The 22,384-nt window shown below is 67.6% G+C and carries 23 protein-coding genes and 1 riboswitch; of the genes, 14 read left to right on the plus strand and 9 right to left on the minus strand.

What is annotated here, in order from left to right; translation table 11 throughout:
- Positions 1–96 precede the first annotated feature (96 nt).
- Positions 97–1,629, minus strand: a complete 1,533-nt coding sequence (proS, locus tag SM191_RS17535; RefSeq protein WP_341507317.1) for a proline--tRNA ligase — start codon at positions 1,627–1,629, stop codon at positions 97–99.
- A gap of 90 nt (positions 1,630–1,719) precedes the next feature.
- On the opposite strand from proS, the gene SM191_RS17540 reads away from it, so the two are divergent.
- A complete protein-coding gene (locus tag SM191_RS17540; RefSeq protein ID WP_341507318.1) occupies positions 1,720–2,616 on the plus strand; it encodes a DMT family transporter in 897 nt (298 codons plus the stop codon).
- A gap of 93 nt (positions 2,617–2,709) precedes the next feature.
- Here the strand turns inward: SM191_RS17540 and bluB are convergent, their stop codons facing one another.
- The gene (gene bluB / locus SM191_RS17545; RefSeq protein ID WP_341507319.1) at positions 2,710–3,333 is read right to left on the minus strand and encodes a 5,6-dimethylbenzimidazole synthase; all 624 of its coding nucleotides are present in this window, start codon (positions 3,331–3,333) and stop codon (positions 2,710–2,712) included.
- Between the two features lie 99 nt (positions 3,334–3,432).
- On the opposite strand from bluB, the gene SM191_RS17550 reads away from it, so the two are divergent.
- Entirely contained in the window at positions 3,433–3,690 is a 258-nt protein-coding gene (locus tag SM191_RS17550; RefSeq protein ID WP_306999127.1) for a SemiSWEET family transporter, read from the plus strand.
- Between the two features lie 126 nt (positions 3,691–3,816).
- On the opposite strand, the gene gcvPB is transcribed toward SM191_RS17550, so the two are convergent.
- The 5 genes from gcvPB to SM191_RS17575 form a co-directional block, all read right to left on the minus strand.
- Complete coding sequence (gcvPB, locus tag SM191_RS17555) at positions 3,817–5,373, minus strand: aminomethyl-transferring glycine dehydrogenase subunit GcvPB (protein WP_341507320.1); 1,557 nt, start codon at positions 5,371–5,373, stop codon at positions 3,817–3,819.
- The gene (gcvPA, locus tag SM191_RS17560) at positions 5,370–6,728 is read right to left on the minus strand and encodes an aminomethyl-transferring glycine dehydrogenase subunit GcvPA (RefSeq protein ID WP_341507321.1); all 1,359 of its coding nucleotides are present in this window, start codon (positions 6,726–6,728) and stop codon (positions 5,370–5,372) included. The genes gcvPB and gcvPA overlap by 4 nt, the downstream gene beginning before the upstream one ends.
- Before the next feature lie 122 nt (positions 6,729–6,850).
- Entirely contained in the window at positions 6,851–7,222 is a 372-nt protein-coding gene (gene gcvH, locus SM191_RS17565; RefSeq protein ID WP_341507322.1) for a glycine cleavage system protein GcvH, read from the minus strand.
- A gap of 2 nt (positions 7,223–7,224) precedes the next feature.
- Positions 7,225–8,400 carry a glycine cleavage system aminomethyltransferase GcvT gene (gcvT, locus tag SM191_RS17570; protein ID WP_341507323.1) on the minus strand — a complete coding sequence of 392 codons (1,176 nt, stop codon included), beginning with the start codon at positions 8,398–8,400 and terminating at the stop codon, positions 7,225–7,227.
- A 160-nt stretch (positions 8,401–8,560) separates the two neighbouring features.
- A riboswitch (glycine riboswitch) is annotated at positions 8,561–8,668 on the minus strand.
- A 249-nt stretch (positions 8,669–8,917) separates the two neighbouring features.
- Positions 8,918–9,556 (minus strand): hypothetical protein, encoded by a 639-nt coding sequence (locus tag SM191_RS17575; RefSeq protein WP_341507324.1) that lies wholly within the window; start codon positions 9,554–9,556, stop codon positions 8,918–8,920.
- A gap of 102 nt (positions 9,557–9,658) precedes the next feature.
- On the opposite strand from SM191_RS17575, the gene ispH reads away from it, so the two are divergent.
- The 4 genes from ispH (at position 9,659) to SM191_RS17595 (ending at position 12,713) form a co-directional block, all read left to right on the plus strand.
- The gene (ispH, locus tag SM191_RS17580; protein ID WP_341507325.1) at positions 9,659–10,615 is read left to right on the plus strand and encodes a 4-hydroxy-3-methylbut-2-enyl diphosphate reductase; all 957 of its coding nucleotides are present in this window, start codon (positions 9,659–9,661) and stop codon (positions 10,613–10,615) included.
- Positions 10,616–10,618: 3 nt separating this feature from the next.
- The gene (thrB, locus tag SM191_RS17585; protein ID WP_341507326.1) at positions 10,619–11,572 is read left to right on the plus strand and encodes a homoserine kinase; all 954 of its coding nucleotides are present in this window, start codon (positions 10,619–10,621) and stop codon (positions 11,570–11,572) included.
- A complete protein-coding gene (gene rnhA, locus SM191_RS17590) occupies positions 11,569–12,006 on the plus strand; it encodes a ribonuclease HI (protein ID WP_306999109.1) in 438 nt (145 codons plus the stop codon). Before thrB ends, rnhA begins: the two co-directional genes overlap by 4 nt.
- A gap of 275 nt (positions 12,007–12,281) precedes the next feature.
- Positions 12,282–12,713, plus strand: a complete 432-nt coding sequence (locus tag SM191_RS17595) for a hypothetical protein (RefSeq protein ID WP_341507327.1) — start codon at positions 12,282–12,284, stop codon at positions 12,711–12,713.
- A gap of 94 nt (positions 12,714–12,807) precedes the next feature.
- Here the strand turns inward: SM191_RS17595 and SM191_RS17600 are convergent, their stop codons facing one another.
- Together SM191_RS17600 and SM191_RS17605 are read right to left on the minus strand one after the other, a co-directional pair.
- Entirely contained in the window at positions 12,808–13,887 is a 1,080-nt protein-coding gene (locus SM191_RS17600; RefSeq protein WP_341507328.1) for an NAD(P)/FAD-dependent oxidoreductase, read from the minus strand.
- The gene (locus tag SM191_RS17605; protein ID WP_341507329.1) at positions 13,884–14,819 is read right to left on the minus strand and encodes an alpha/beta fold hydrolase; all 936 of its coding nucleotides are present in this window, start codon (positions 14,817–14,819) and stop codon (positions 13,884–13,886) included. Before SM191_RS17605 ends, SM191_RS17600 begins: the two co-directional genes overlap by 4 nt.
- Positions 14,820–14,869: 50 nt before the next feature.
- On the opposite strand from SM191_RS17605, the gene SM191_RS17610 reads away from it, so the two are divergent.
- The 8 genes from SM191_RS17610 (at position 14,870) to SM191_RS17645 (ending at position 22,326) form a co-directional block, all read left to right on the plus strand.
- Entirely contained in the window at positions 14,870–15,364 is a 495-nt protein-coding gene (locus SM191_RS17610) for an A24 family peptidase (protein WP_341507330.1), read from the plus strand.
- Positions 15,365–15,415: 51 nt separating this feature from the next.
- Positions 15,416–16,405, plus strand: a complete 990-nt coding sequence (gene cpaB / locus SM191_RS17615) for a Flp pilus assembly protein CpaB (RefSeq protein WP_341507331.1) — start codon at positions 15,416–15,418, stop codon at positions 16,403–16,405.
- An 8-nt stretch (positions 16,406–16,413) separates the two neighbouring features.
- On the plus strand, positions 16,414–17,955 hold the full coding sequence (locus SM191_RS17620; RefSeq protein ID WP_341507332.1) for a type II and III secretion system protein family protein: 1,542 nt from the start codon (positions 16,414–16,416) through the stop codon (positions 17,953–17,955).
- A 26-nt stretch (positions 17,956–17,981) separates the two neighbouring features.
- Positions 17,982–18,653, plus strand: coding sequence for a CpaD family pilus assembly lipoprotein (locus SM191_RS17625; protein ID WP_341507333.1), 672 nt, complete (start codon positions 17,982–17,984; stop codon positions 18,651–18,653).
- Positions 18,650–19,915: an AAA family ATPase gene (locus SM191_RS17630; RefSeq protein WP_341507334.1), complete on the plus strand. Its 1,266-nt coding sequence runs from the start codon at positions 18,650–18,652 to the stop codon at positions 19,913–19,915. The genes SM191_RS17625 and SM191_RS17630 overlap by 4 nt, the downstream gene beginning before the upstream one ends.
- A gap of 4 nt (positions 19,916–19,919) precedes the next feature.
- Positions 19,920–20,903, plus strand: a complete 984-nt coding sequence (locus tag SM191_RS17635; protein WP_341507335.1) for a type II secretion system F family protein — start codon at positions 19,920–19,922, stop codon at positions 20,901–20,903.
- Complete coding sequence (locus SM191_RS17640) at positions 20,904–21,896, plus strand: type II secretion system F family protein (protein ID WP_341507336.1); 993 nt, start codon at positions 20,904–20,906, stop codon at positions 21,894–21,896.
- Between the two features lie 67 nt (positions 21,897–21,963).
- Complete coding sequence (locus SM191_RS17645) at positions 21,964–22,326, plus strand: hypothetical protein (protein WP_341507337.1); 363 nt, start codon at positions 21,964–21,966, stop codon at positions 22,324–22,326.
- The last annotated feature ends 58 nt before the right edge of the window (positions 22,327–22,384 follow it).

A 22,384-nucleotide genomic window follows, 5' to 3' on the forward strand; every position in this document is an offset into this window, starting at 1 on the left:
GGGGTTTGGGGAGGGGGCCAAGCCACAAGCGGCGGTCTCGGTGAGACTCCTGGCCCTCCCCCATCCCCTCCCGCTTGCGGGAGGGGCGTGCCAAGATCAATAAGCCCGGCCGATCAGCACCCGCTCCACCGCCGCGCGGCCGGTGAAGATGCAGGGGCCGTCGTCGCACCCGGTCTGCCCCATCGGGGCGTTGCGGATGGTCAGCTTCAAGGCCTTCAGCTTCTCGACCACCTGCTCCAGTTCCTCGCCGGTCGGCTTGGCCCAGCGGACATCGACCCAGCCGGGGTTCTTCACACCGTCCGCGAAATGCGCCTCGACAGCGGCCCAGTCGTCCACCGGCACGATCTGCGCCTTCAGCCGCTCGGCCGACTGGCGGTGGAGTTCGCCCTGGATGTCGGCCAGCAGCGCCTCGACGCCCGACACGAAATCACCGCGCGGCTGGACGACCGAGTCCAGCTTGCCGTCCTCGCGGTACAACCGGTCGCGGCGGATCACCGAGACGTTGCCGCCCGCCATGTCGCGCCCGCCGACCTCGATCACCACAGGCGCGCCCTTCTTGACCCAGCCCCAGCGCTTGGTCGCGGCCTTTTGCGCCCGCGCATCGACCATCGCGCGGATCGGCTCGCCCAGCGCGGACTGGCCGACCAGTTCCTTCTGCAAGTCCCGGCAATAGGCGAGAAGCGCCTCGTCCTCGGGCTGGTCGCGCAGCATCGGCACGATCACCACCTGCCACGGCGCGACCTTGGGCGGCACGCGCATCCCGTCATCGTCGCCGTGCACCATGATCATGCCGCCGATCATCCGGGTCGACACGCCCCAGCTGGTCGTCTGCGCATAGTCCAGTCCGCCCTCGGCATTCTGGAAGCGGATATTCTGCGCCTTGGCGAAATTGTCGCCCAGGAAGTGACTGGTCCCGGCCTGGAGCGCCTTGCCGTCCTGCATCATCGCCTCGATCGAATAGGTCTCGACCGCGCCGGGAAAACGCTCATTCTCGGGCTTCTCGCCCGCGATGACGTGCATGGCGAGGCAATCTTCGGCGAAGCTGCGATAGACCTCCAGCATCTGGATCGTCTCGGCCCGCGCCTCGTCGACCGTGGCATGGGCGGTATGCCCCTCCTGCCACAGGAACTCGGCGGTGCGCAGGAACATGCGGGTGCGCATTTCCCAGCGGACGACATTGGCCCATTGGTTGATAAGGACCGGCAGGTCGCGCCACGACTGGACCCAGCGGGCAAAGGCGGTGCCGATCACCGTCTCCGAGGTCGGGCGCACGACCAGGGGCTCCTCGAGCTTGGCCTCGGGATCGGGGACCAGCCCGCCCTTGCCATCGGCGATCAGCCGGTGATGCGTGACGACCGCCATTTCCTTGGCGAAGCCGTCGACGTGCTCGGCCTCCTTCTCGAAATAGCTGAGCGGGATGAAGAGCGGGAAATAGCAATTCTCGTGTCCGGTCGCCTTGATGCGATCGTCGAGCAGCCGCTGGATACGCTCCCAGATGCCATAGCCCCAGGGGCGGATGACCATGCAGCCACGGACGCCCGATTCCTCGGCCAGATCGCCCTCGGCGATGACGGACTGATACCAGGCGGAGAAATCCGCGTCGCGGGTGACGGACAGAGCGTGCTTCATGCCCGCCCGATAGCGGCAAAGACCCTTGCTCGCCAAGGGGGCGCGCGTTCGGGGTTCCTTCGCGGTGCAGCAAGGGTTAGGGACAGCCCCATGACCGGCGACCGCGTGCTCCAGGGCATCGGCCTGCGCCTGATCGCCATCTTCTTCCTGTCGACCATGTCGGCGCTCATCAAGCTGGCGGAATCGCGCGGGGCGACCCTGTTCGAAACCATGTTCTGGCGACAGGCCTGCGCTCTGCCCGTGGTGCTGGCCTTCGTGATGGCGGGGCCGGGGTTGGGGTCGCTGCGCACGACGCGGTTCAAGGGGCATCTGGCACGCTCGATGGTCGGGCTGGTGGGGATGGTCTTCACCTTCGGCGCGGTGCTGCTGTTGCCGCTGGCGGAGGCGACGACGTTCCAGTTCACCGTGCCGATCTTCGCCACCCTGCTGGGCGCGCTGGTGCTGGGCGAGCGGACCGGCATCCAGCGGTGGAGCGCGGTGCTGGTCGGTTTCGCGGGCGTGCTGATCGTGGTGCGGCCGGGGGCCAACGACATGTCGCTGTTCGGCGCGGGCGTGGGGTTGCTGGCGGCGATGTTCGTGGCGATCGTCGCGATCCTGCTGCGCCAGTTGCGCGACGAGCCTTCGGGGACGACGGTCTTCTATTTCTCGACGCTGACCCTGCCCTTCATCGCCATTCCCTATAGCTTCAACATCCAGGGGCATGACGCGCTGACCTGGGCGATCCTGATCTCGATCGGGCTGGTCGGCGGCGTGGGACAGATCGCGCTGACCGGCGCATCGCGGCTGGCCCCGGTCGCGGCGGTGGTGCCGATGGACTATTCCGGGCTGATCTGGGCGACCGTCTATGGCTGGCTGATCTTCGGGGTGCTGCCCGCCTCGACCACCTGGATGGGCGCGCCGATCATCATCGCCAGCGGGTTGTTCATCGTCTGGCGCGAGCAGCGACTGGGCAAGCAGCAGACACTGACCACCGCGCCGGAGGATTGAGTTTTCGTCCGTCATCCCAGCGAAAGCTGGGATCTCGTGCCGCACGATGATGCATTCGCGGAGAAAGGCCCCAGCCTGCGCTGGGGCGACGGCTTACTGAACCGCCCACCGGGTCGGGCCATTCTCCTGCCAGCCCGCCCGGTGGAGCAGCGGCGTGTCGTCGTCCCACTCGGCATGACCCAGGCACAGATAGGCGGTGAAGACCCAATCCTGGGGCACATCGAACAGCCGCTCCATCGCGGCGGGATCGAGGATCGACACCATCCCCATCCCCAGATTGGCCGCCCGCGCCGCCAGCCACAGCGTATGGATCGCCATCGCGGTCGACTGGCGCAGTGTCTCCGGCATGGTGCGGCGGCCCAGGCCGTGCCCCTCCGCCGGATCGATATGGGTGAAGACCGCGAGTTGCACCGGCGCCGCGTCCAGCCCGGCCAGCTTCAACGCACGGTAAGCGGCGGCCCGTTCGTCGGCATAGTCCGCCGCCGCCTCCGCATCGCAGCGCTGGAAATCGGCGCGGACGGCGGCACGGAGCGCGGAATCCTCCACCCGGATCACCCGCCATGGCCGTGCATTGCCGACCGACGGCGCAAGAGTCATCGCCTCCGCCAGACGCGCCAGCACCGCGTCATCGACCGGGTCGTTGCGGAAGTGCCGGACATCGCGCCGCCAGCGCAGGATCGTCTCCAGCGTCTCGGCCTGGGTTTCGTCAAAGCGCATGCTCGTCCTTTTCGCCGCTCGGAACATCCCGCTCCGCTTGCGCGTCCCATGTCCACGCTTCAATCGATTTAGGTGCCATGAAAGGGAGACCAAAGGCCTGTGAGCGAACGGAAACTCATGCTGCTCGGCTGGATCGCCACCGCGACGGCGGTGGCCATGTACCTGTCCTATATCGATCAGATACAGCTTAACCTGGCGGGGCAGAAAGGGTCCACCATCCAGCCATTGGCGACGATGGTGAATTGTTCGCTGTGGGTCGCCTATGGCTTCCTGCGCGAGAAGCGGGACTGGCCGATCGTGTTCGCCAATGCGCCCGGGGTGATACTGGGCGGGATTTCGTTGTTCACGGCGCTTTGACCCGTCGCCCCAGCGGAGGCTGGGGCCTTTGGCGACGACACGCTATCGATCGCCAGAGATCCCAGCTTTCGCTGGGATGACGGCACCCCCCCGCGCCGCCCTCATGGACAGCGCGGGATCGGCGGATCAGGCCGCCTTGTCCTTCCACACCAGCACGGGCTTGCGCGCGGCCAGCGTTTCGTCGAGGCGGGCGCGCGGCGCGAAGTGCGGCGCGGTCTTGAGCGAGGGATCGCCCGCCTTGGCCCGCTCCGCCACCGACGCCAGCGCGCCGATGAACTGGTCGAGCGCCGCCTTCGACTCGGTTTCGGTCGGCTCGATCAGCATCGCGCCGTGCACGACCAGCGGGAAATACATGGTCATCGGGTGGAAGCCCTCGTCGATCAGCGCCTTGGCGACGTCGATCGTCGAGAAGCCCTCGGCCAGATTTTCGTCCGAGAAGATGGCTTCGTGCATACACGGCCCGCTCTTGGCGAAGGGGGCGTCGAGCGTGTCTTCCAGCGACCGCAGGACATAGTTGGCGTTGAGCACCGCATCCTCGGCGACCTGGCGCAAACCGTCCGCGCCGTGGCTGAGGATATAGGTCAGCGCGCGGGTGAACATGCCCATCTGGCCGTGGAAGGCGACCATGCGGCCGAAGCTATCGGCGTGATGGTCGTCGGCATTCTCTTCCTCGACCAGCCGGAAGCCCTCGCCGGTCTTCTCGACGAAGGGCAAAGGCGCGAAGGGCGTCAGCGCGTCGGAGAACACCACCGGCCCCGAACCCGGTCCGCCGCCGCCATGCGGGGTCGAGAAGGTCTTGTGCAGGTTGATGTGCATCGCATCGACGCCCAGATCGCCCGGACGCACGCGCCCGACGATGGCGTTGAAGTTCGCGCCGTCGCAATAGACATAGCCGCCCACGCCGTGGACCGCGTCGGAAATGTCCTTCAGGTCACGCTCGAACAGGCCGCAGGTGTTCGGGTTCGTGATCATCACGCCCGCCACGTCCGGCCCCAGCCGCGCCTTGAGTGCCGCGGTATCGACCCGACCCTCGTCGGTCGCGGGAATATTCTCGACCGAGAAGCCCGCGAACGCCGCCGTCGCCGGGTTGGTGCCGTGCGCCGACTCGGGGACCAGGATGACCTTGCGATGGCCCTCGCCCCGCTTCTCCAGCGCCGCCTTGATCGCCAGGATGCCGCACAGTTCGCCATGCGCGCCCGCCTTGGGGCTCATCGCGACCGACGCCATGCCGGTCAGCGTCACCAGCCAGTGCGCCAGTTGGTGAATGACCTCCAGCGCGCCCTGCACCGTGTCGACGGGCTGGAGCGGGTGAACGTCGCTGAACCCCGGCAGCCGCGCCATCTTCTCGTTCAGGCGCGGATTGTGCTTCATCGTGCACGAGCCGAGCGGGAACAGCCCCAGGTCGATCGCGTAATTCTGACGCGACAGGCGGGTATAGTGGCGGACCGTCTCCGGCTCCGACAGGCCCGGCAGGCCGATCGGGGCGTTGCGCGACAGGTCGCCCAGTCGCGAACCCGCGACATCGCCCTCGGCGAAATCGACGCCGGTGGTTTCGGTATCACCGATCTCGAAGATCAGCGCCTCTTCCAGCATCAGCGCACGATTGCCGGTGAAGGTTGCGGACACTTCGCCGTCCTTGGCTTCGGGGCTGGTGGGCTTCCAGCCGCTCTGGTTGATCGTCATGCCAGCACCTCCTCAAGCGCTTGGGCAAGCGTCTCGATATCCTCCGCCGTCACCGTTTCGGTGACCGCCACCACCAGTCCGTTCGCGAGCGCATCTTCACCCGGATAAAGCCGCCCGAGCGACACGCCCGCCAGCACGCCGCGCTCGGCCAGCGTCCGCACGATGGGGCGCGCCTCGCGACCCAGATCGAGCGTGAACTCGTTGAAGAATACGTCGTTGACCAGCTTGACACCCGGCACCTTCGCCAGACGGTCCGCCGCGCGGCAGGCGTTCGCGTGGTTGATCCCCGCCATCCGGCGAAGCCCCGCCTCGCCCAGCAGCGTCATGTGGATCGAGAAGGCCAGCGCACACAGGCCCGAATTGGTGCAGATGTTCGACGTCGCCTTTTCGCGGCGGATATGCTGCTCGCGGGTCGAGAGCGTCAGCACGAAGCCGCGCTTGCCGTCCGCGTCCACCGTCTCGCCGCAGAAGCGGCCCGGCATCTGGCGGATATACTTATCCTTGCAGCCCATCAGGCCGACATAGGGTCCGCCGAACTGGAGCCCGACGCCCAGCGACTGGCCTTCGCCGACGACGATGTCGGCATCCATCTCGCCCGGCGAGCGGATCGCGCCCAGCGCGACCGGCTCGGTCACGACGGCGATCAGCAGCGCCTTCTTCGCATGGCACGCCTCGGCCAGCGGGGTGAGGTCGGCGATGCGGCCCAGAATGTCCGGGTACTGGACGACGACGCACGAGGTGTCGGCATCGATCGCCGCGATCATCTGGTCGATGTCGGTCTCGGCGGTCAGGACCGGCGCGCCGGTTTCCAGCGTGTCGCCGGTGTACTTCGCCATCGTCTTGGCGACCGAGACATAATGCGGGTGCAGGCCCGAGGACAGGATAGCCTTGGACTTCCTGGTGATGCGCCGCGCCATGCCGATCGCTTCCCAGCAGGCGGTCGAACCGTCATACATGGAGGCGTTGGCGACATCGGTGCCGAGCAGACGCGCGACCTGCGTCTGGAACTCGAACAGCATCTGGAGCGTGCCCTGCGCGATTTCCGGCTGATAGGGCGTATAGGCGGTCAGGAACTCGCCGCGCTGGATCAGGTGATCGACGCTGGCGGGGACATGATGGCGATACGCGCCGCAGCCCAGGAAGAAGGGCACGTCGCCCGCGACCATGTTCTTGCGGGCGAGCGCGGTCATGTGCCGCTCGACCGCCAGTTCGGAGGCGTGGCCGGGCAACCCCTCGATGGGGCCGGACAGGCGGGCGGATTCGGGCACATCGACGAACAGGTCGTCGACCGATCCGGCACCGATGACCGAGAGCATCTCGGCCCGATCGGAAGAGGTAAGGGGCAGGTAGCGCATCGGAATCCTTCTCTCCCCTCCCCTTCAGGGGAGGGGCCGGGGGTGGGGCGTGGCCGCGAATGCCTCGCTTGGGGATACGCCCCACCCCAACCCCTCCCCTGAAGGAGAGGGGCTAATTGTTTTTAGAGCTTGGCGACGAACGCGGCGTAGGCGGTTTCGTCCATCAGGCTTTCCAGCTCCGATGCGTCGGAAAGGGTGATCTTGAAGAACCAGCCCTCGCCTTCGGGGTCGCTGTTGACCAGCGCAGGCTCGTCCGACAACTGGGCATTGCCCTCGATGACGGTGCCCGACACCGGCGCGTACACGTCCGACGCGGCCTTGACCGACTCGACCACCGCGGCTTCGTCGCCCTTGGTCAGTTCGCGGCCTTCCTCGGGCACATCGACGAACACGATGTCGCCCAGGGCTCCTTGCGCGTAATCGGAGATGCCGACCGTGCCGACATCACCGTCGACGTCGATCCACTCATGATCTTCGGTGAAATAGCGGCTCATGGTCACTTGGCTCCTGAACGAACGTAACGATGGGGGACGAAGGGCATCGCCGTGACGGTGGCGTCATGGGTCTTGCCGCGCTGAAGAAGTTTAACCGCCGTGCCGGGGGCGGCCAGATCGGTCGGCACATAGGCCATGGCGATCGGCGCGCCGAGCGAGGGGGCGAAGCCGCCGCTGGTGACCCGACCGATGACCGAGCCGTCCTCGGCGACCACCGACGCGCCCTCGCGCACCGGCTGGCGACCCGCGACGGTCAGGCCGACGCGCTTGACGGCGGGGCCGTTCTCACGCTCGGCGAGGATACGCCCGGCCCCAAGGAAATCGGCGGCCTCGCGGCGCTTCTTGGCGAGCGCGAAGCCCAGATCGGCCATCACCGGCGTCGTCTCGGGGTCGAGGTCATGGCCGTAGAGCGGCAGCCCCGCCTCCAGACGCAGCGAGTCCCGCGCGCCCAGGCCGATCGGCTTCACTTCCGCCTGTTCGCAGAGCAGGTCGGCAAAGGCGGCCGCATGGTCCGCCGGGATCGAGATTTCATAACCGTCCTCGCCGGTATAGCCCGAGCGGCTGATCCACAGCGGCACGTCGTGCCACACGAAATCGGCGGCGGTCATGAACACCAAGTCCTCGACGCCCGGCACGATCCGCGCCAGCGCGTCGACCGCCTTCGGCCCCTGGAGCGCCAGCAGCGCCTGCTCGTCGAGCAGGTTCAGCGTCGCATCATCGGGAATGAAGTCAAGCAGATAGGCGATGTCGTCATATTTGGTCGCACCGTTGACGACCATGTAGAGTTCGTCCGCGCCGTCGAGGGTGCGCTTCGTCACCATCAGGTCGTCGAGGATGCCGCCCTCTTCGTTCAGCAGCAGCGAATAGCGGTTCTTCCGGTCACCCAGCCCGGTGATGTCGCCCGGCAGGACCTTTTCCAGCGCGATAATGACCGGCGCCAGTCCATTCTCACCGGTGAAGACCACCTGGCCCATATGGCTGACGTCGAACAGTCCGGCCGATTCGCGGGTCCAGAGATGCTCGGCCATGATGCCTTCATACTGGACGGGCATGTGATAGCCCGCGAACGGGACCATCCGGCCACCGCGCGCACGATGCCAGGCGTCCAGCGGCAGCGTCTGGATGATCTCCTGACCCTCGGGGGCGTCTTCTACGTTCAGGTCGGTTGCGTCGCTCACGGGGCCGGTCTCCGTCAAAAGGGTGTCGGCTAGGGACGTAACTGTCCTTACCCGATCCGATCCCCCTCTGTCACGGAACCTGAGAGCTTTCGCCGGAAATCCGGCTTACCCCTTCGGTGGCGCCGCAGCCCGAGGCCGAAGCGCGCTTTCCAGAGTGTCGATGGCGATCGCGGTCCCGTTTGCCTGAGAGATTCCGGGGTGGTTGCTCCTTCGGCGGTCGGGTTTCGTCACCTGAAAGATGAACCCGACGCTCTCCCGCGCGCGCCTATGTCGGACATGTCCGACATCGACGCCGCGCCCTCTGCCGGGCGAGTGGTTCCGAGTCAATTGGGGAACGATGGCCGGTGCGCGTAAAGATGTGGATAGCTGGGGGCCATCCCCCTCCACCACCGCTTCGCGGCGGTCCCCCTCCCCATCGGAGATGGGGAGGATTGGAAGACCCCATTCCTCCCCAAGTAAGCTTGGGGAGGGGAACCGCGCCCGCAGGGCGTGGTGGAGGGGCGGCAACCTCGCCGGATTACCGAGTCGCGTTATACTTCAACTGCGCGTCGGTCAGTTGGAACCCGACCAGCGCCTCGAAGCTGGCGCTCGCCACCGCCTGGCGGACTTCGGGGTTGGTCAGCGGATCGACCGCCGCATCCTCGTCCCCCGCCTTGCGACGGCGGGTCAGCTTTTCGCGCACATCATCGGGCAGGGTCGCCGCCGAGCGTGCGACGGTGGCCGATGCCTCCCCAGCGACCTGCCCGCGCGCCTGGCCCGCGTCGAAGTGGATGTTGACCCGGCTGATCCGCTTGGCGACGACATTGGTGCCGCCGCGCACGATCGCAATATAATAGGGCAGGACGACATCGCGCGCCGTCGTGGTGTCGGTCCGCCGCGCCTCGACATCGAAGGTCACGCTGGTGACGATGTCGGTGCCCGAATCCGCGCAATTGCCACGGACATTGGTCATGTTGGCGACCAGATCGATCGACCGCTCATCCGTCGCGCCCGGCGTCTTGAACAGGGTCACGTCGCCGGTTCCCGCCGCGACCCCCACGATCGGACAGGCCGAGCGGACAGCGGTGATGCCGCCCGAGGCGTCGATCTCACCGGTACGGGCGCAGCCCCCGAGAACGAGCGCAAGGGCGACGGGAGCGAGAAACGATGCTTTCACAGGTCGAAACGCCTATTCTGGATGCCGAAGCAGGATGCCGGTTTGGTCGCCAGCATAGGAACCGGGTTGGACGCGCGCAAGCAATGGCGTAGAGCCGACACCATGACCGACAGCCCCAAGCCGCCCCTCGACCTGTTGATCGCCGCACCGCGCGGTTTTTGCGCGGGCGTCGACCGTGCCATCCGCATCGTCGAACTGGCACTCGAAAAGCATGGCGCACCGGTCTATGTCCGGCACGAGATCGTCCATAACAGGTTCGTCGTCGACAGCCTGAAGGCCAAGGGCGCGATCTTCGTCGAGGAACTGGACGAGGTGCCTGCCAACGCGCATGTCGTCTTCTCCGCGCATGGCGTGCCCAAGTCGGTGCCCGCCGATGCGGAGAATCGCGGCCTCGCCTATTTCGACGCCACCTGCCCGCTGGTCTCCAAGGTCCATCGTCAGGCCGAGCGGCTGGTCGAGATGGGTCGCCACATCGTCTTCATCGGCCATGCGGGCCACCCGGAGGTCATCGGCACCTTCGGCCAGGTGCCGCAAGGCTCCATGTCGCTGGTCGAGACGGTCGCGGATGTGGAAGCCTTTACCCCCGCGGACCCCGACAATCTGGCGTTCCTGACCCAGACCACCCTGTCGGTCGACGACACCGCCGCGACGATCGAGGCGCTCCAGCGCCGCTTCCCCACGATCCAGGGGCCACGCGGCGAGGATATCTGCTACGCCACCTCCAACCGCCAAGCCGCCGTCAAGGCGATCGCCGCGGAGTGCGACGCGGTGCTGGTGATCGGCGCGCCCAATTCCTCCAATTCGCTGCGGCTGGTCGAGGTCGCCGAGCGGGCAGGCAAGCGCGCCATGCTGATCCAGCGCGCCGCCGATCTCGACTGGGCATTCCTGAATGGTGTGAAGACCCTGGGTCTGACCGCAGGCGCCTCCGCGCCCGAACTGCTGGTCCGCGAACTGGTCGATCGCCTGTCGGAGCGCTTCACCGTCACCGAACGCGAGGAAGAGACGACGCGCGAAACCATCGCGTTCAAGCTGCCGCGCGGGCTGGAAGCGGCCGCCTGAGCCATGGCCGTCTATACGCAGGTTTCGGCGGAGGCGCTGTCGGCGTTTCTGGGGCGCTATGACGCTGGCGAACTGATCTCGGCGAAAGGGATCGCGGAGGGGGTCGAGAACAGCAATTATCTGGTCGACACCACCGCCGCTCGGTTCATCCTGACGCTGTACGAAAAGCGGGTGGCATCGGGCGACCTGCCCTTCTTCCTCGCGCTGCTCGACCATCTCGCGGCCAAGGGGCTGCCCGTGCCGCCCGCGATCAAGGACCGACAGGGCGTGGAGATCCAGGAACTGGCGGGCCGCCCCGCCTGCCTGATCCAGTTCCTGACCGGCGTGTCACTGTCGCACCCGACCCCGGCACAGGCGCTGGCGGCGGCGGAGGCGATGGGCGCGATGCACCGCGCGGTTGCCGACTTCCCGCAGAACCGCACCAATTCGATGGGCCATGCGAGTTGGCGTCCGCTGTTCGAGCAATGCGGGCGCGATCTCGACCGGATCCAGCCCGGCCTGCACGATGCGATGGCCGAGGCGCTCGATACGGTGCTGGACGGCTGGGAGAGCCAGGCGCTCGATGCTTGCGTTATCCATGCCGATCTGTTTCCCGACAATGTGCTGGTGCTGGGCGACCGGGTGACCGGGCTGATCGACTTTTATTTCGCCTGCACCGATTTCCGCATCTACGATCTCGCCATCATGCACTCGGCCTGGAGTTTCGACGCCAGCGGCGAAACCTATGCGCCCGAGATCGGCGCGGCGCTGGTCGAGGGATATCGGCGCCACTTCCCGCTGTCCGAGGCGGAGCGCGCGGCCTTTGCACGGCTCGCCATGGGCGCGTGCATTCGCTTCGCGCTGTCGCGGGCCTGGGACTGGCTCAACACCCCCGCCGACGCGCTAGTGACGCGCAAGGACCCGCTCGCTTACTGGCGGCGCTACATCGCCTATCGCGACGGAAAGGCCGGATTGTGACGCCCGTGGAGATCGCCACCGACGGCGCATGCAAGGGCAATCCCGGCCCCGGCGGCTGGGGCGCGCTGATCCGATCGGGCGCGCATGAGAAGGAGTTGTCGGGCGGCGAGCCGCTGACCACCAACAACCGCATGGAGTTGATGGCCGCGATCGAGGCGCTGAACGCCTTGAAGCGCCCCTGCGCGGTCACGCTGTCGACCGACAGCCGCTATGTGATGGACGGCCTGACCAAGTGGATTCACGGCTGGAAGCGCAATGGCTGGCGCACGGCGGACAAGAAGCCAGTCAAGAATGCCGAACTCTGGCAGGCGCTGCTCGCCGCCGCCGAGCGCCACCAGATCGAATGGAAATGGGTCAAGGGCCATGCGGGCCACCCGGACAATGAGCGCGCCGACAGGCTGGCCAGCGATGCGGCGGAGACGTTTCGGAAATAGCGGAAACCGGATCGGTCCATGCGGTCGGTTTCGTGCCGAGGAAGCCTGGAAAGAAAATCGGTTTGAGCGCCAAATGGAGCGATGGTACGAAACGCGCATGATCCGTGTGACCGCCCGCATCCAACAACAATGCCGCAATCGGACGGCGGTGTTTGTGCGCGCGCATGGTTCATGGGATAGCTGAAGACCTTATCCCTCGACGTGATGCTGACCACCCCGCCCAATCGGCGGGGTTTTTCATGCCGGTTGGGCCTGATCATAAGGACAACAGGGCCATGTATTACCGGGACGAAGCCGCCATCGAACGCATCGCGTCGGGCGTGATCGATCGCACCTTACCCAAGAGCGAATGGACCCATGCGGGTCATTTCGCGGCGGCACTCTGGCTCTGCCGCCATCGCCGCGACCTCACCGAAGCGAGCGCGATACGTAGGCTCATCTGCCGCTACAACGAGGCGACCGGGACCGCGAACACCGACACGGGCGGCTATCATCACACGATCACCCTGGCCTCGATGCGCGGAGCGGCCGACCATCTTGCAAGCCACCCGGAGAACGCGCCCCTCCATGCCGTGCATTCGGCCTTGATGGCATCCCATTTCGGTGATCCAAATTGGCTGTTCGCTTATTGGAGCCGCGAATGTCTGTTCAGCGTGCCGGCCCGCCGGGATTGGGTAGAGCCGGATATCGCTCCGCTGCCATTTTAAAAATGGTTCGACATTCATGTTACTCCTTCTTCTTGCCCCTCCCCTCCATGAGGGGCGAGGGAAAGGAAGGGCATATCTGAATGTCGATCCCGGCCTAAACCGAGAACCTTTCGACCCCATAACGCCCGGCATCGACACCCTCCGGCACGTCCCCGTCGCCCAATAACAAAGCCGCCGCCATGGCCGCCGCCGCAGGAGCCGTCTGGATGCCGAAGCCGCCCTGCCCCGCGCACCAGAAGAAGCCCGGCACCTTCGCATCATAGCCGTACACCGGCGCGCGGTCGGGGGCGAAACTGCGCAGGCCCGCCCAGCGGCGCTCGACCGCCTCGACGCGCCAGTCGACCACCTTCTCCAGCCGGTCGATCGCCACCGCCACGTCCCATTCCTCCGGCGCGATGTCGCACGCCACGCTCGGCGTCTCGTCATGCGGGGTCAGCCAGAGTCGACCGCCCGCCTCGGGCTTGAAATAAAAGCCGCCCGCTATGTCCACGACATGCGGCAGACCGGCGGGCGCGGGCGGGTCGGTACGCAGTTGCACCATGGTCCGGCGATAGGGCGTGATGCCGATGGGCGCGACACCCGCCATTTCGGCGACCCGATCCGCCCAGGCTCCGGCGGCGTCGACCAGCAGCGTCGCCGCAACCGGACCCGCGCGGGTGTCCAGCCGCCATGCCCCGTCGCGCCGCTCGGCACGCAGCAGCGCGGCGTCGGTCATCACCACCGCCCCCGCCGTCTTCGCCGCCGCCAGATAATCGGCATGCAGGGCGGCGACGTCGATATAGGCGCAACTCGGCTCCCACACGCCCAGCCGCCATTCCGGGCGCAGGCCGGGGACATGAGCGGCGGGATCGACCCGCGACAGCGCCACGCCTGTGCCGGCGAAATCGGACAGCAACCGCTCGACCCGATCCGCATCCTCCGCCCGCCCGATGTGCAGCGAGCCCAGCGGGGTCAGATACCCGCCCTCATGCAGTGCCGGGCCGGAAGCGGTAGTCAGCGGCTGCACCGCCGGGCCACCATAGGTTTCCGACCAGAAGGCCGCCGAGCGCCCCGTCGCGTGGCGGCCGGGCATGTCCTCCGCCTCGATCAGCACGACCCGCGCGCGCCGTCCGATCGCGGCGGCCAGACTCGCCCCGGCCATCCCCGCCCCGACGATCGCGATGTCATAGGTCACGCCGCGATCCCGCTCAGGAACGAATCGATCGCCGCCAGCGCCCGCAGCCGGACCGGATCGACCTCACGCAACAGTTCATGTGCCGCCTCGGGCCCGAAACGCTCGACCTGCGCACCGATCCGGGCGGCGACCCGCAGCGAACAGCCCGAATCGACCAGCCGGTCCGCCTCGGCGATCAGCACCAGGATCGGGATCGACAGCCGGTCGAGTCGGGGATCACGCAGCAGCGCCCGCATCGATCGCGACGCCGAACGCAGCCAACCCCAGCTCGGCGGGCCCAGCGCCAGGTCGGGGGATCGCCCATACCAATAGGCTTCGTCCTCGAACCGCTCGACATCATGGGTCAGGTTGCGCTGGCGGGTGTGGAGGCCGGGCTCCTCCCCCGCCCGCCAGATCGCGCGCTCGCCCCGGCCCAGCGCGTTCATCAGGCCGATGATCCCCGTGCCCAGCAGCGGCCCGGTGGGCAGGCGAAGCCCCAGCATCGGCGCGACGAGGATCAGCGCATCGGGCGCGACCGCTCCCTCGACCGCCACCCGCAGCGCCAGATGCCCGCCCATCGAATGGCCGAGCAGGACATGGCGCCCCGCGCCGTCCCCCTCCGCCCGCCACTCGGTCCAGAAGGCGCGAAGATCCTCGACCAGCACCGAGAATTCGCCGACATGCCCGACATGGCGATCGGCGAGCAGCCGCCCCGATCCGCCCTGCCCGCGCCAGTCGAACGCGGTGACGCTCCACCCGCCCGCGACCAGATGCGCGAACACCTCCAGATATTTCTCGATGACATCGGCCCGACCGGTCTGGAACAGCAGCCGCCCGACGGGCCGCGCCGCCGCCCAGTCGAAGCGCCGGTGATCCCATCCGTCGGGCGCGATCCACCGCGTCACCCGCGCATCGGCGGGAAAGGTTCGGCGAAGGGAAAGGCTGTCGATCATCCGCTTCCCGGTTACGGTTTTGAAAGCCCTGCCGTCTAGGGCGTTGTGCCATGGAATGGACCATTGTCCGCATCGCCCTGCTCGTCGCGCTGCTGCTGCTGCTGCTGTCGGCGGGGATAGAGGATGCGCGGACCCGTGAGATCGCGGACCGCAAGAATATCGCGATCGCGTTGCTGGCGCCGCTATGGTGGTGGGCAAGCGGCCTGCCCCTGTGGCCCGACATGGCATTGCGGCTGGCCGTGGCGGTCGGCGTCTTCCTGCTGTTCGCGCAAGCCTTTCGCATCGGCATGATGGGCGGCGGCGATGTAAAGATGATCGCGGCGATCGCGCTGTGGCTGCCGCTGCCGTCGCTGTTCCGGATGCTGCTGATCATGTCGATCGCGGGCGGGGCGATCACCCTGGCGATGCTGGTCGACCACCGCCTGCGCCGTGGAGGAGCGACCGGCGAGGCCCGCGCGATCGAGGTGCCCTATGGCGTCGCCATCGCGGTCGCGGCGCTGCTGATCCTGCGGGAACCGATATTTAACCCCTTCCAACATACTTAACGTCACATACAGGCCGAGCAACGGGCTCGGCACCGAGGCCGAAGAGACAGGATGGACAGTCGTAAAGTCTTGCTGCTGGTGGGGGCCCTGCTGATCGCGGGGGTGACCGCCCTATTCGCGCGGGCGATCACGTCGGGCAACAGCGCGCCGCCAGCCGAGGCCGCCGTCATCGCCGCCCCCGCCGTGCCGCAGGCCGAAGTCCTGGTCGCCACCCGCACCCTGCCGGTGGGCACGATCATCGACACCACTGCCTTGAGGTTCCAGCCCTGGCCCAAGGACATGGTCGCCGGTGCCTATTATGTGAAGGGCCAGGCCGATGTCGCGAAGCTGCAGGGCACGGTGCTGCGCTATGCGATCACCGCCGGACAGCCGCTGACCCAGGGGGCCGTGGTGCGTCCGGGCGATCGTGGCTTTCTGGCCGCCGCGCTGACGCCCGGCATGCGCGCCGTCACCGTTCCCGTTTCCGCCCAGACGGCGGTGGCCGGCTTCGTCTTTCCCGGCGACCGGATCGACATGGTGTTGACCCAGGACGTCGCGGGCGGCGGCGACGGCCCGCCGCTCAAGGTTTCCGAAACCATCCTGCGCAACGTCCGCGTGCTGGCGACCGACCAGCGCACCGACAGTCAGGCGGGTGACGACGGCAAGACGCCGGTCCACACCTTCACCACCGTCACGGTCGAGGCGACGCCGAAAATGGCCGAGCAACTGGCGGTCGCCCAGACGGTCGGCACCCTGTCGCTGTCGCTGCGCGCGCTGGCCGAGCGTCCCGACGAGATGGCGGACGGTCGTTCGGATGCGATCGCGCAACCGGTGATCGACCGCGCCTCCTTCGCGACCGGCGGCGACGTGTCGCGCTATCAGCGCCGGACCGTGCCGGGGCGTCAGTCGAACGCCGCGCCGAACCAAGGCGGCATGCTCAATGCGCCCGGTGCCGCGCCCGCCGCCGGTGTCCAGACGGTCGCGCAAAATGCCGGGGTGCGGGTGATGCGCGGCAGTTCCTCCGGGACTTCCGGCGACGCATCCAATGCGGGGAAGAATTGACGATGGCGATGCGATCCAGACTCTCGGGCTCGGTGCGGGGGGCGGCCTTCGCGCTGATACTCGCGCCCTTGCTCTTCGCGCCCGCCCCTGCCAGGGCCGACGCCGACCCCGACGGGTCCACCGTCGCGCGTGACGGATCGGGCGCGCTGGAGATCAATACGGGCCGCGCCCGCCTGATCACCCTGCCCCGTCCGATGACCGACCTGTTCGTCGCGGACGACAGCATCGCCGACGTGCAGGTCCGCTCCCCGACCCAGCTCTATATCTTCGGTAAAAAGCCGGGGGAGACCAGCATCTCCGCGACGGGCCGCGGCGGCGCGGTCGTCTATGCGACGACGGTGCGGGTCGGCAACAATCTCGATTCGATCGGTCGGATGCTGAGGCTCGCCATGCCCGAGGCGACGATCACCGCGACGCCGATGAACGGGCTGATCCTGCTGACCGGCACGGTCGCGGCCCCCGATGACGGGGCGGAGGCCGAACGGCTCGTCCAGGCCTATGTCGGCAAGGACACGCGGATCATCAGCCGCTTGAAGACCGCGACGCCGTTGCAGGTGAACCTTCAGGTGCGCATCGCCGAGGTGAACCGCAATTTCGTGAAGTCGATCGGCGTCAACCTGCTCAACCGCGACAATAGCGGCGGCTTCATATTCGGCATCGGCACGGGCCGCAGCAATGCGGGATCGATCACCACCGTCACCAATCCCGCCGGACAGCCGGCCACCCAATATACGTTCAATCGCGGCGCGGGCTCGGGCACGACCCTGGGTCTCGCCGGTCGGGTGCTGGGCATGGACCTGCTCGGCGCGATCGATCTGGGCGAGACGCTGGGCCAGGTCTCGACGCTCGCCAATCCCAACCTGACCGCCTTGTCGGGCGAAACCGCGACCTTCCTGGCCGGCGGCGAGATTCCGATCCCGCTCGCCACCGGCTTCGGTGCGGTGTCGGTCGAGTATAAGCAATATGGCGTCAGCCTGTCCTACACCCCGACCGTGCTGGCGGACGGGCGCATCTCGCTGCGCGTCCGGCCCGAAGTGTCGCAGATCTCGTCGGTGGGCGCGGTGACGGTCGGGGGGACCTCGATCCCCGCTTTGACCACGCGGCGCGCCGAGACCACGCTGGAACTGGGGTCTGGCCAGAGCATGATGATCGGCGGGCTGCTGTCCAACAGCCGCGACAATTCGATCGAGAAGACGCCGTGGCTGGGCGACCTGCCGCTGATCGGATCGCTGTTCCGGTCGAACGCCTTCAAGCGGAGCGAGACCGAGTTGGTGATCATCATCACCCCCTATCTGGTCAAGCCGGTCAGTTCGCCCTCCGACATCGCGCTGCCCACCGATGGCCAGCGTGCGCCCAACGACGCCGAGCGCGTCCTGCTGGGCCAGATCGGTGCGGCGACCAACCAGCCGCGCCCGGTCCCGACCATGGCCGCTCCCGTTCAGGGGCGCCCGACCGCGGGCGTCGCCGCTCCAGTGCCGGTCGCCCCGGCGCGAACCACGCCCCCCGCCGCCGCTCGCAAGGGCGCGCCCACTCCCGGTTTCTACGAATGACCGCCCGTCCAAGGATGTCCCGCCCCATGCGTCGCGCCTCGCTATCCCTGATGCCGCTCGGCCTGATGCTGATGACCGGCGGGTGCATGGGCACCGGCCAGCCACAGTTGGAAACCAGCCATCAGCCGGTCGTCGGCCGCACCGACTATGCGCTCGATCTCGCCGTGTCGGGGGGACGCCTCGCCGCCGATGAGGACCGGCGACTGGACGGCTGGGCGCATAATCTGCGGCTTGGTTATGGCGACCGGGTGACGGTCGAAGACCCGGCGGGCGACGCACCCGGCGCGTATCGCGCGGTGGCGGAGGTCGTGGGGCGCTATGGCCTGTTGATCGGCCAGGCCTCCGGCATCACGCGCAGCCCGGTCGCGCCCGACACCATCCGCGTCGTCGTGACGCGGGCGCAGGCCTCGGTCCCCGGTTGCCCGGATGCGAGCGGCGACGCGGCCCCCGCCGACTGGTCGGGGCGGACCGCGTCCAACCATGGCTGCGCGGTCAACCGCAATCTGGCGGCGATGGTCGCCAATCCCAACGATCTGGTTCGCGGCGTCGATGGTCCGGCCACCGCCGATCCGGCGATGGGAAGCCGGGCGGTCAACGCCCTGCGCGCCGCCGCGCCCACCGGCAATGGCGGCACTGCCCTGCGCAATGCCAGTGCCGGCGGGGGCGGCGCGAGTGCGAGCGGCGGAGGCGCGCAATGAACGCCCCCTGGACGCCCCATTTGATGACTCAGCGCGACGCGATCCAGGCCTATGTCTGCGACGACTGGACCGCCGAGGCGATCCGACCGATCATCGTCGAGCATGGTTGGTCGCCGGACAAGGTGCTGAAGGGCGGGCTGCGCGGCGCGATCCAGGCACTGTCGGTCAGCGCGAGCCCGCAAATTCTGCTGGTCGATCTCAGCGACACGCCCGACCCGACCAGCGAGATCAACAATCTGGCCGAAGTGTGCGAGCCCGGCACGATCGTCATCGCGGTCGGCCAGGTCAACGACGTGCGACTGTACCGCATGCTGATGGCCAGCGGGCTGCACGACTATCTGCTCAAGCCGATCAACGCCGACATGTTGCGTGACGCGATCGGGCAGGCGCGAACGATCCTGCACGCCCCGCGCGCGATGGACACGGCTCCCGAAAAGGCACCGTGCAACGTCGCCGTCGTCGGCGTGCGCGGCGGCGTGGGGACCTCGACCGTCGCGACCTCGCTCGGCTGGCTGATGGCGGAGCGGCTCGACCGGACGACCGCGATCCTCGACCTCGACGTGCATTTCGGCACCGCCGCGCTCGCGCTCGATCTGGAGCCGGGGCGCGGGCTGGTCGATGCCATCGACAATCCGGGGCGGATCGACGGGCTGTTCCTGGAACGCGCCATGGTCAAGGCGACGCCCAAGCTCGCCATCCTGTCCGCCGAAGCGCCGATCAGCGCGCCTATCGTCCATGACGGCCTCGCCTTCGCGCAGTTGCAGGACGAAATGCGGATCAATTTCGAGACGACGATCGTCGACCTGCCCCGCAACCTGCTGATCCAGCAGCCGATACTGGTGACGAGCGCGCAGACCCTGGTCTTGGTGACCGAACTCACCCTGGCCGCCGCGCGCGACACCATCCGCATCCTTTCCTGGCTGAAGACGCATGCGCCGCAGACCAGCGTGCTGACGATCGCCAACCGCGTCCTGCCGACCGGGCAGAGCGAGATCGCGCAAAGCGATTTCGAGGGGTCGATCGAACGCCCGCTCGACTTCCTGATCCCCTATGACCAGAAGCTGGTCGTACAGGCCGCCAAGGTCGGCAAGCCGATCGCCGAACTGGGTCGCACCTCGCGCACCATCGCGCCCCTGGTCGAATTGTCGCAGCGTATCTGCGCCTCGTCCGAGGGGTCCGATCCGCTCGCGTCCAACCGGCGCGGGCTGCTCGACCGGTTCGACCTGAAGGCGCTGCTCGCCAAGCGGACACGGGCGAACTGACGCGATGGGCATGACGGCGACCCTGATCCTGGCCCTGGGCGTCTTCCTGACGCTGGTGCTGGCGATGGCGGCCTTTGCCACCCCCGCCACATCGCGGGGGCAGGCCCGGCGGCTGGCGGGGTTGCGGGACCGCGTCGCGCTCGACCTCGACCGGCCCGCCCAGGCCGCGATCGCCGCGTCGCGCGGCATCGCGCTGGCGGGCGACACGCGGATGGACAAGGCGTTCGGTCGCCTGCTGCCCAATCCGGCACGGCTGGGCAAGATGCTGGACCGGACGGGCTACGACTGGACCGTCGGGCAATATGGCATGGCCAGCGCAGGGCTGGCGCTCGGCACCATGATCCTGTTGCTGGTGCTCGGGCTCTCGCTGTTCCTCGCGCTGGTGATCGGCACGGTCGCCGGGCTGTGGGTGCCGCATATGGTGGTCAAGCGGTTGATCGCCCGCCGGGTCGGCAAGTTCATCGCGCGCTTCCCCGATGCCATCGAACTGCTGGTGCGCGGCCTGCGCTCCGGCCTGCCCATCGCCGAGACCATGGCGGTGGTCGCGCATGAGATACCGGGGCCGGTGGGCGAGGAATTTCGCGCCGTCGCGGACCGGATGCGGATCGGCCGGACCATGGACGCCGCGCTTCAGGAAACCGCCGACCGGCTGGATATTCCCGAATTCCAGTTCTTCGTCATCGCCATCGCCATCCAGCGCGAGACGGGCGGCAACCTGGCCGAGACGCTGTCCAACCTGGCCGATGTGCTGCGCAAGCGCGCGCAGATGAAGCTGAAGATCAGGGCGATGTCGTCCGAGCCCAAGGCGTCCGCCTATATCGTCGGGTCGCTGCCCTTCTTCGTGTTCGCGATCATCTATACGATCAACCAGTCCTATATGGCGCGCTTCTTCACCGATCCGCGACTGATGCTGATCGGGGTGCTGGGCTTCATCTGGCTGGGCCTGGGGGCCTTCATCATGTCGCGCATGATCAGTTTCGAGATTTGAATGACCAGCCCCGCCGACACCGTCCTGGGCCTTGAGCCCGCCTCCGCCGCCGCCCTGTTGTGGGGGGTGTGCGTCTTCGCCCTGCTGGTCGCGGGCTATCTGCTGATCGGCACGCGCGATCCGATGACGCGCCGGGTGCGCGCGCTCAACGAACGGCGCGAACTGCTCAAGGCCGGGATCGCCGCGCCGCCCAAGCGCCGCACCCAATGGGTCGATCGCGCCGACATGCTGGAGCGGATGCGATCGGTGCTGAGCGCGCTGAAGATGCTCCAGGACGAACAGGTCAAATCGATCCAGCTTCGCCTGCTTCAGGCGGGTATCCGGTCGAAGGAACTGGCCGTCGCGGTGATCTTCGGACGGCTAGCGCTGCCCATCGTGCTGGGCGGCGGGATGGCCTTGTGGGTCTATGGCACCGACAGTTTTTCCGACTGGAGCGGCCTGAGCTGCTATATGCTGGTCGCGGGGACGCTGGTCCTGTCCTACAAGGCGCCCGACCTCGCGCTGAAGAACCGGATCGACAAGCGGACCGCCGCGATCCGCAAGGGCCTGCCCGATGCGCTGGACCTGATGGTCATCTGCGCCGAGGCCGGGTTGACCGTCGATGCCGCCTTCGCCCGCGTCGCCCGCGAACTGCGCCGCGCCTATCCCGAGCTGGGCGACGAATTCCAACTGACCTCGGTCGAGCTGGGCTTCCTGACCGATCGGCGGCAGGCGCTGGAGAATCTGTCCATCCGGGTCAATCTGGACGCGGTGCGCAGCGTCGTCACGACCATGGTGCAGACCGAAAAATACGGCACGCCGCTCGCCAGCGCGCTACGCGTCCTGTCGGCGGAGTTCCGCAACGAGCGCATGATGCGCGCCGAGGAAAAGGCCGCCCGGCTCCCCGCGATCATGACCGTCCCGCTGATCCTGTTCATCTTGCCGACCCTGTTCGTCGTGATCCTGGGCCCCGCCGCCTGCTCGATCAAGGACACGCTGATGTCGGGGCAGTAAAGCGGCGTTTGGCAACCGCCGGGCCGCTTGGTCGTTGACCGGTCGTAACAGACAGGGATCGACCGCGATGTTGTTCACTTCGACGACCCAATTCGCCGTGCTGGGGCTGGTCCTCATCGCCGGATGGCTTTTCGGGCTGGCGAGCCATCCCGGCGGGCGCAAATGGCGGACCCGCTACGCCACGGAGCGCGATGCCCATGCGGCACAGGTGAAGGATACCGAAACCAAGCTGACTGCCGCTCAGACCCGCATCGCCGAACTGGAACGCGAGAATCAGCGGCTGGCGAGCGCGCAACCGGTCGCGGCGGCTCCCGTGGTGGAGCGGGTACCATACCGCCCCGTGGCGACCAGCGCCGCGCGTCCGGCCTATCCGGCGGGAGAACGTCGCGGCTGGTTCGATTTCGGGAATCGCGTTTCGACCAACGGGTGAGGTCGTCGTATCCCCGCCGGTGCCGGTCTCGGTGAGACCCCGCTGCCCTCCCCCAGCC

Origin of the sequence: Sphingomonas sp. 2378, from assembly GCF_038084995.1 — a bacterium.
In the GTDB taxonomy this organism is placed as follows: domain Bacteria; phylum Pseudomonadota; class Alphaproteobacteria; order Sphingomonadales; family Sphingomonadaceae; genus Sphingomonas.

Bases quoted from the DNA above. Each gene is read 5' to 3' on its own strand.
- proS (WP_341507317.1), bottom strand. From the start codon at position 1,629: ATGAAGCACGCTCTGTCCGTCACCCGCGACGCGGATTTCTCCGCCTGG.
- SM191_RS17540 (WP_341507318.1), top strand. From the start codon at position 1,720: ATGACCGGCGACCGCGTGCTCCAGGGCATCGGCCTGCGCCTGATCGCC.
- bluB (WP_341507319.1), bottom strand. From the start codon at position 3,333: ATGCGCTTTGACGAAACCCAGGCCGAGACGCTGGAGACGATCCTGCGC.
- gcvPB (WP_341507320.1), bottom strand. From the start codon at position 5,373: ATGACGATCAACCAGAGCGGCTGGAAGCCCACCAGCCCCGAAGCCAAG.
- gcvPA (WP_341507321.1), bottom strand. From the start codon at position 6,728: ATGCGCTACCTGCCCCTTACCTCTTCCGATCGGGCCGAGATGCTCTCG.
- gcvH (WP_341507322.1), bottom strand. From the start codon at position 7,222: ATGAGCCGCTATTTCACCGAAGATCATGAGTGGATCGACGTCGACGGT.
- ispH (WP_341507325.1), top strand. From the start codon at position 9,659: ATGACCGACAGCCCCAAGCCGCCCCTCGACCTGTTGATCGCCGCACCG.
- thrB (WP_341507326.1), top strand. From the start codon at position 10,619: ATGGCCGTCTATACGCAGGTTTCGGCGGAGGCGCTGTCGGCGTTTCTG.
- SM191_RS17595 (WP_341507327.1), top strand. From the start codon at position 12,282: ATGTATTACCGGGACGAAGCCGCCATCGAACGCATCGCGTCGGGCGTG.
- SM191_RS17605 (WP_341507329.1), bottom strand. From the start codon at position 14,819: ATGATCGACAGCCTTTCCCTTCGCCGAACCTTTCCCGCCGATGCGCGG.
- SM191_RS17610 (WP_341507330.1), top strand. From the start codon at position 14,870: ATGGAATGGACCATTGTCCGCATCGCCCTGCTCGTCGCGCTGCTGCTG.
- cpaB (WP_341507331.1), top strand. From the start codon at position 15,416: ATGGACAGTCGTAAAGTCTTGCTGCTGGTGGGGGCCCTGCTGATCGCG.
- SM191_RS17620 (WP_341507332.1), top strand. From the start codon at position 16,414: ATGCGATCCAGACTCTCGGGCTCGGTGCGGGGGGCGGCCTTCGCGCTG.
- SM191_RS17625 (WP_341507333.1), top strand. From the start codon at position 17,982: ATGCGTCGCGCCTCGCTATCCCTGATGCCGCTCGGCCTGATGCTGATG.
- SM191_RS17630 (WP_341507334.1), top strand. From the start codon at position 18,650: ATGAACGCCCCCTGGACGCCCCATTTGATGACTCAGCGCGACGCGATC.
- SM191_RS17635 (WP_341507335.1), top strand. From the start codon at position 19,920: ATGGGCATGACGGCGACCCTGATCCTGGCCCTGGGCGTCTTCCTGACG.
- SM191_RS17640 (WP_341507336.1), top strand. From the start codon at position 20,904: ATGACCAGCCCCGCCGACACCGTCCTGGGCCTTGAGCCCGCCTCCGCC.
- SM191_RS17645 (WP_341507337.1), top strand. From the start codon at position 21,964: ATGTTGTTCACTTCGACGACCCAATTCGCCGTGCTGGGGCTGGTCCTC.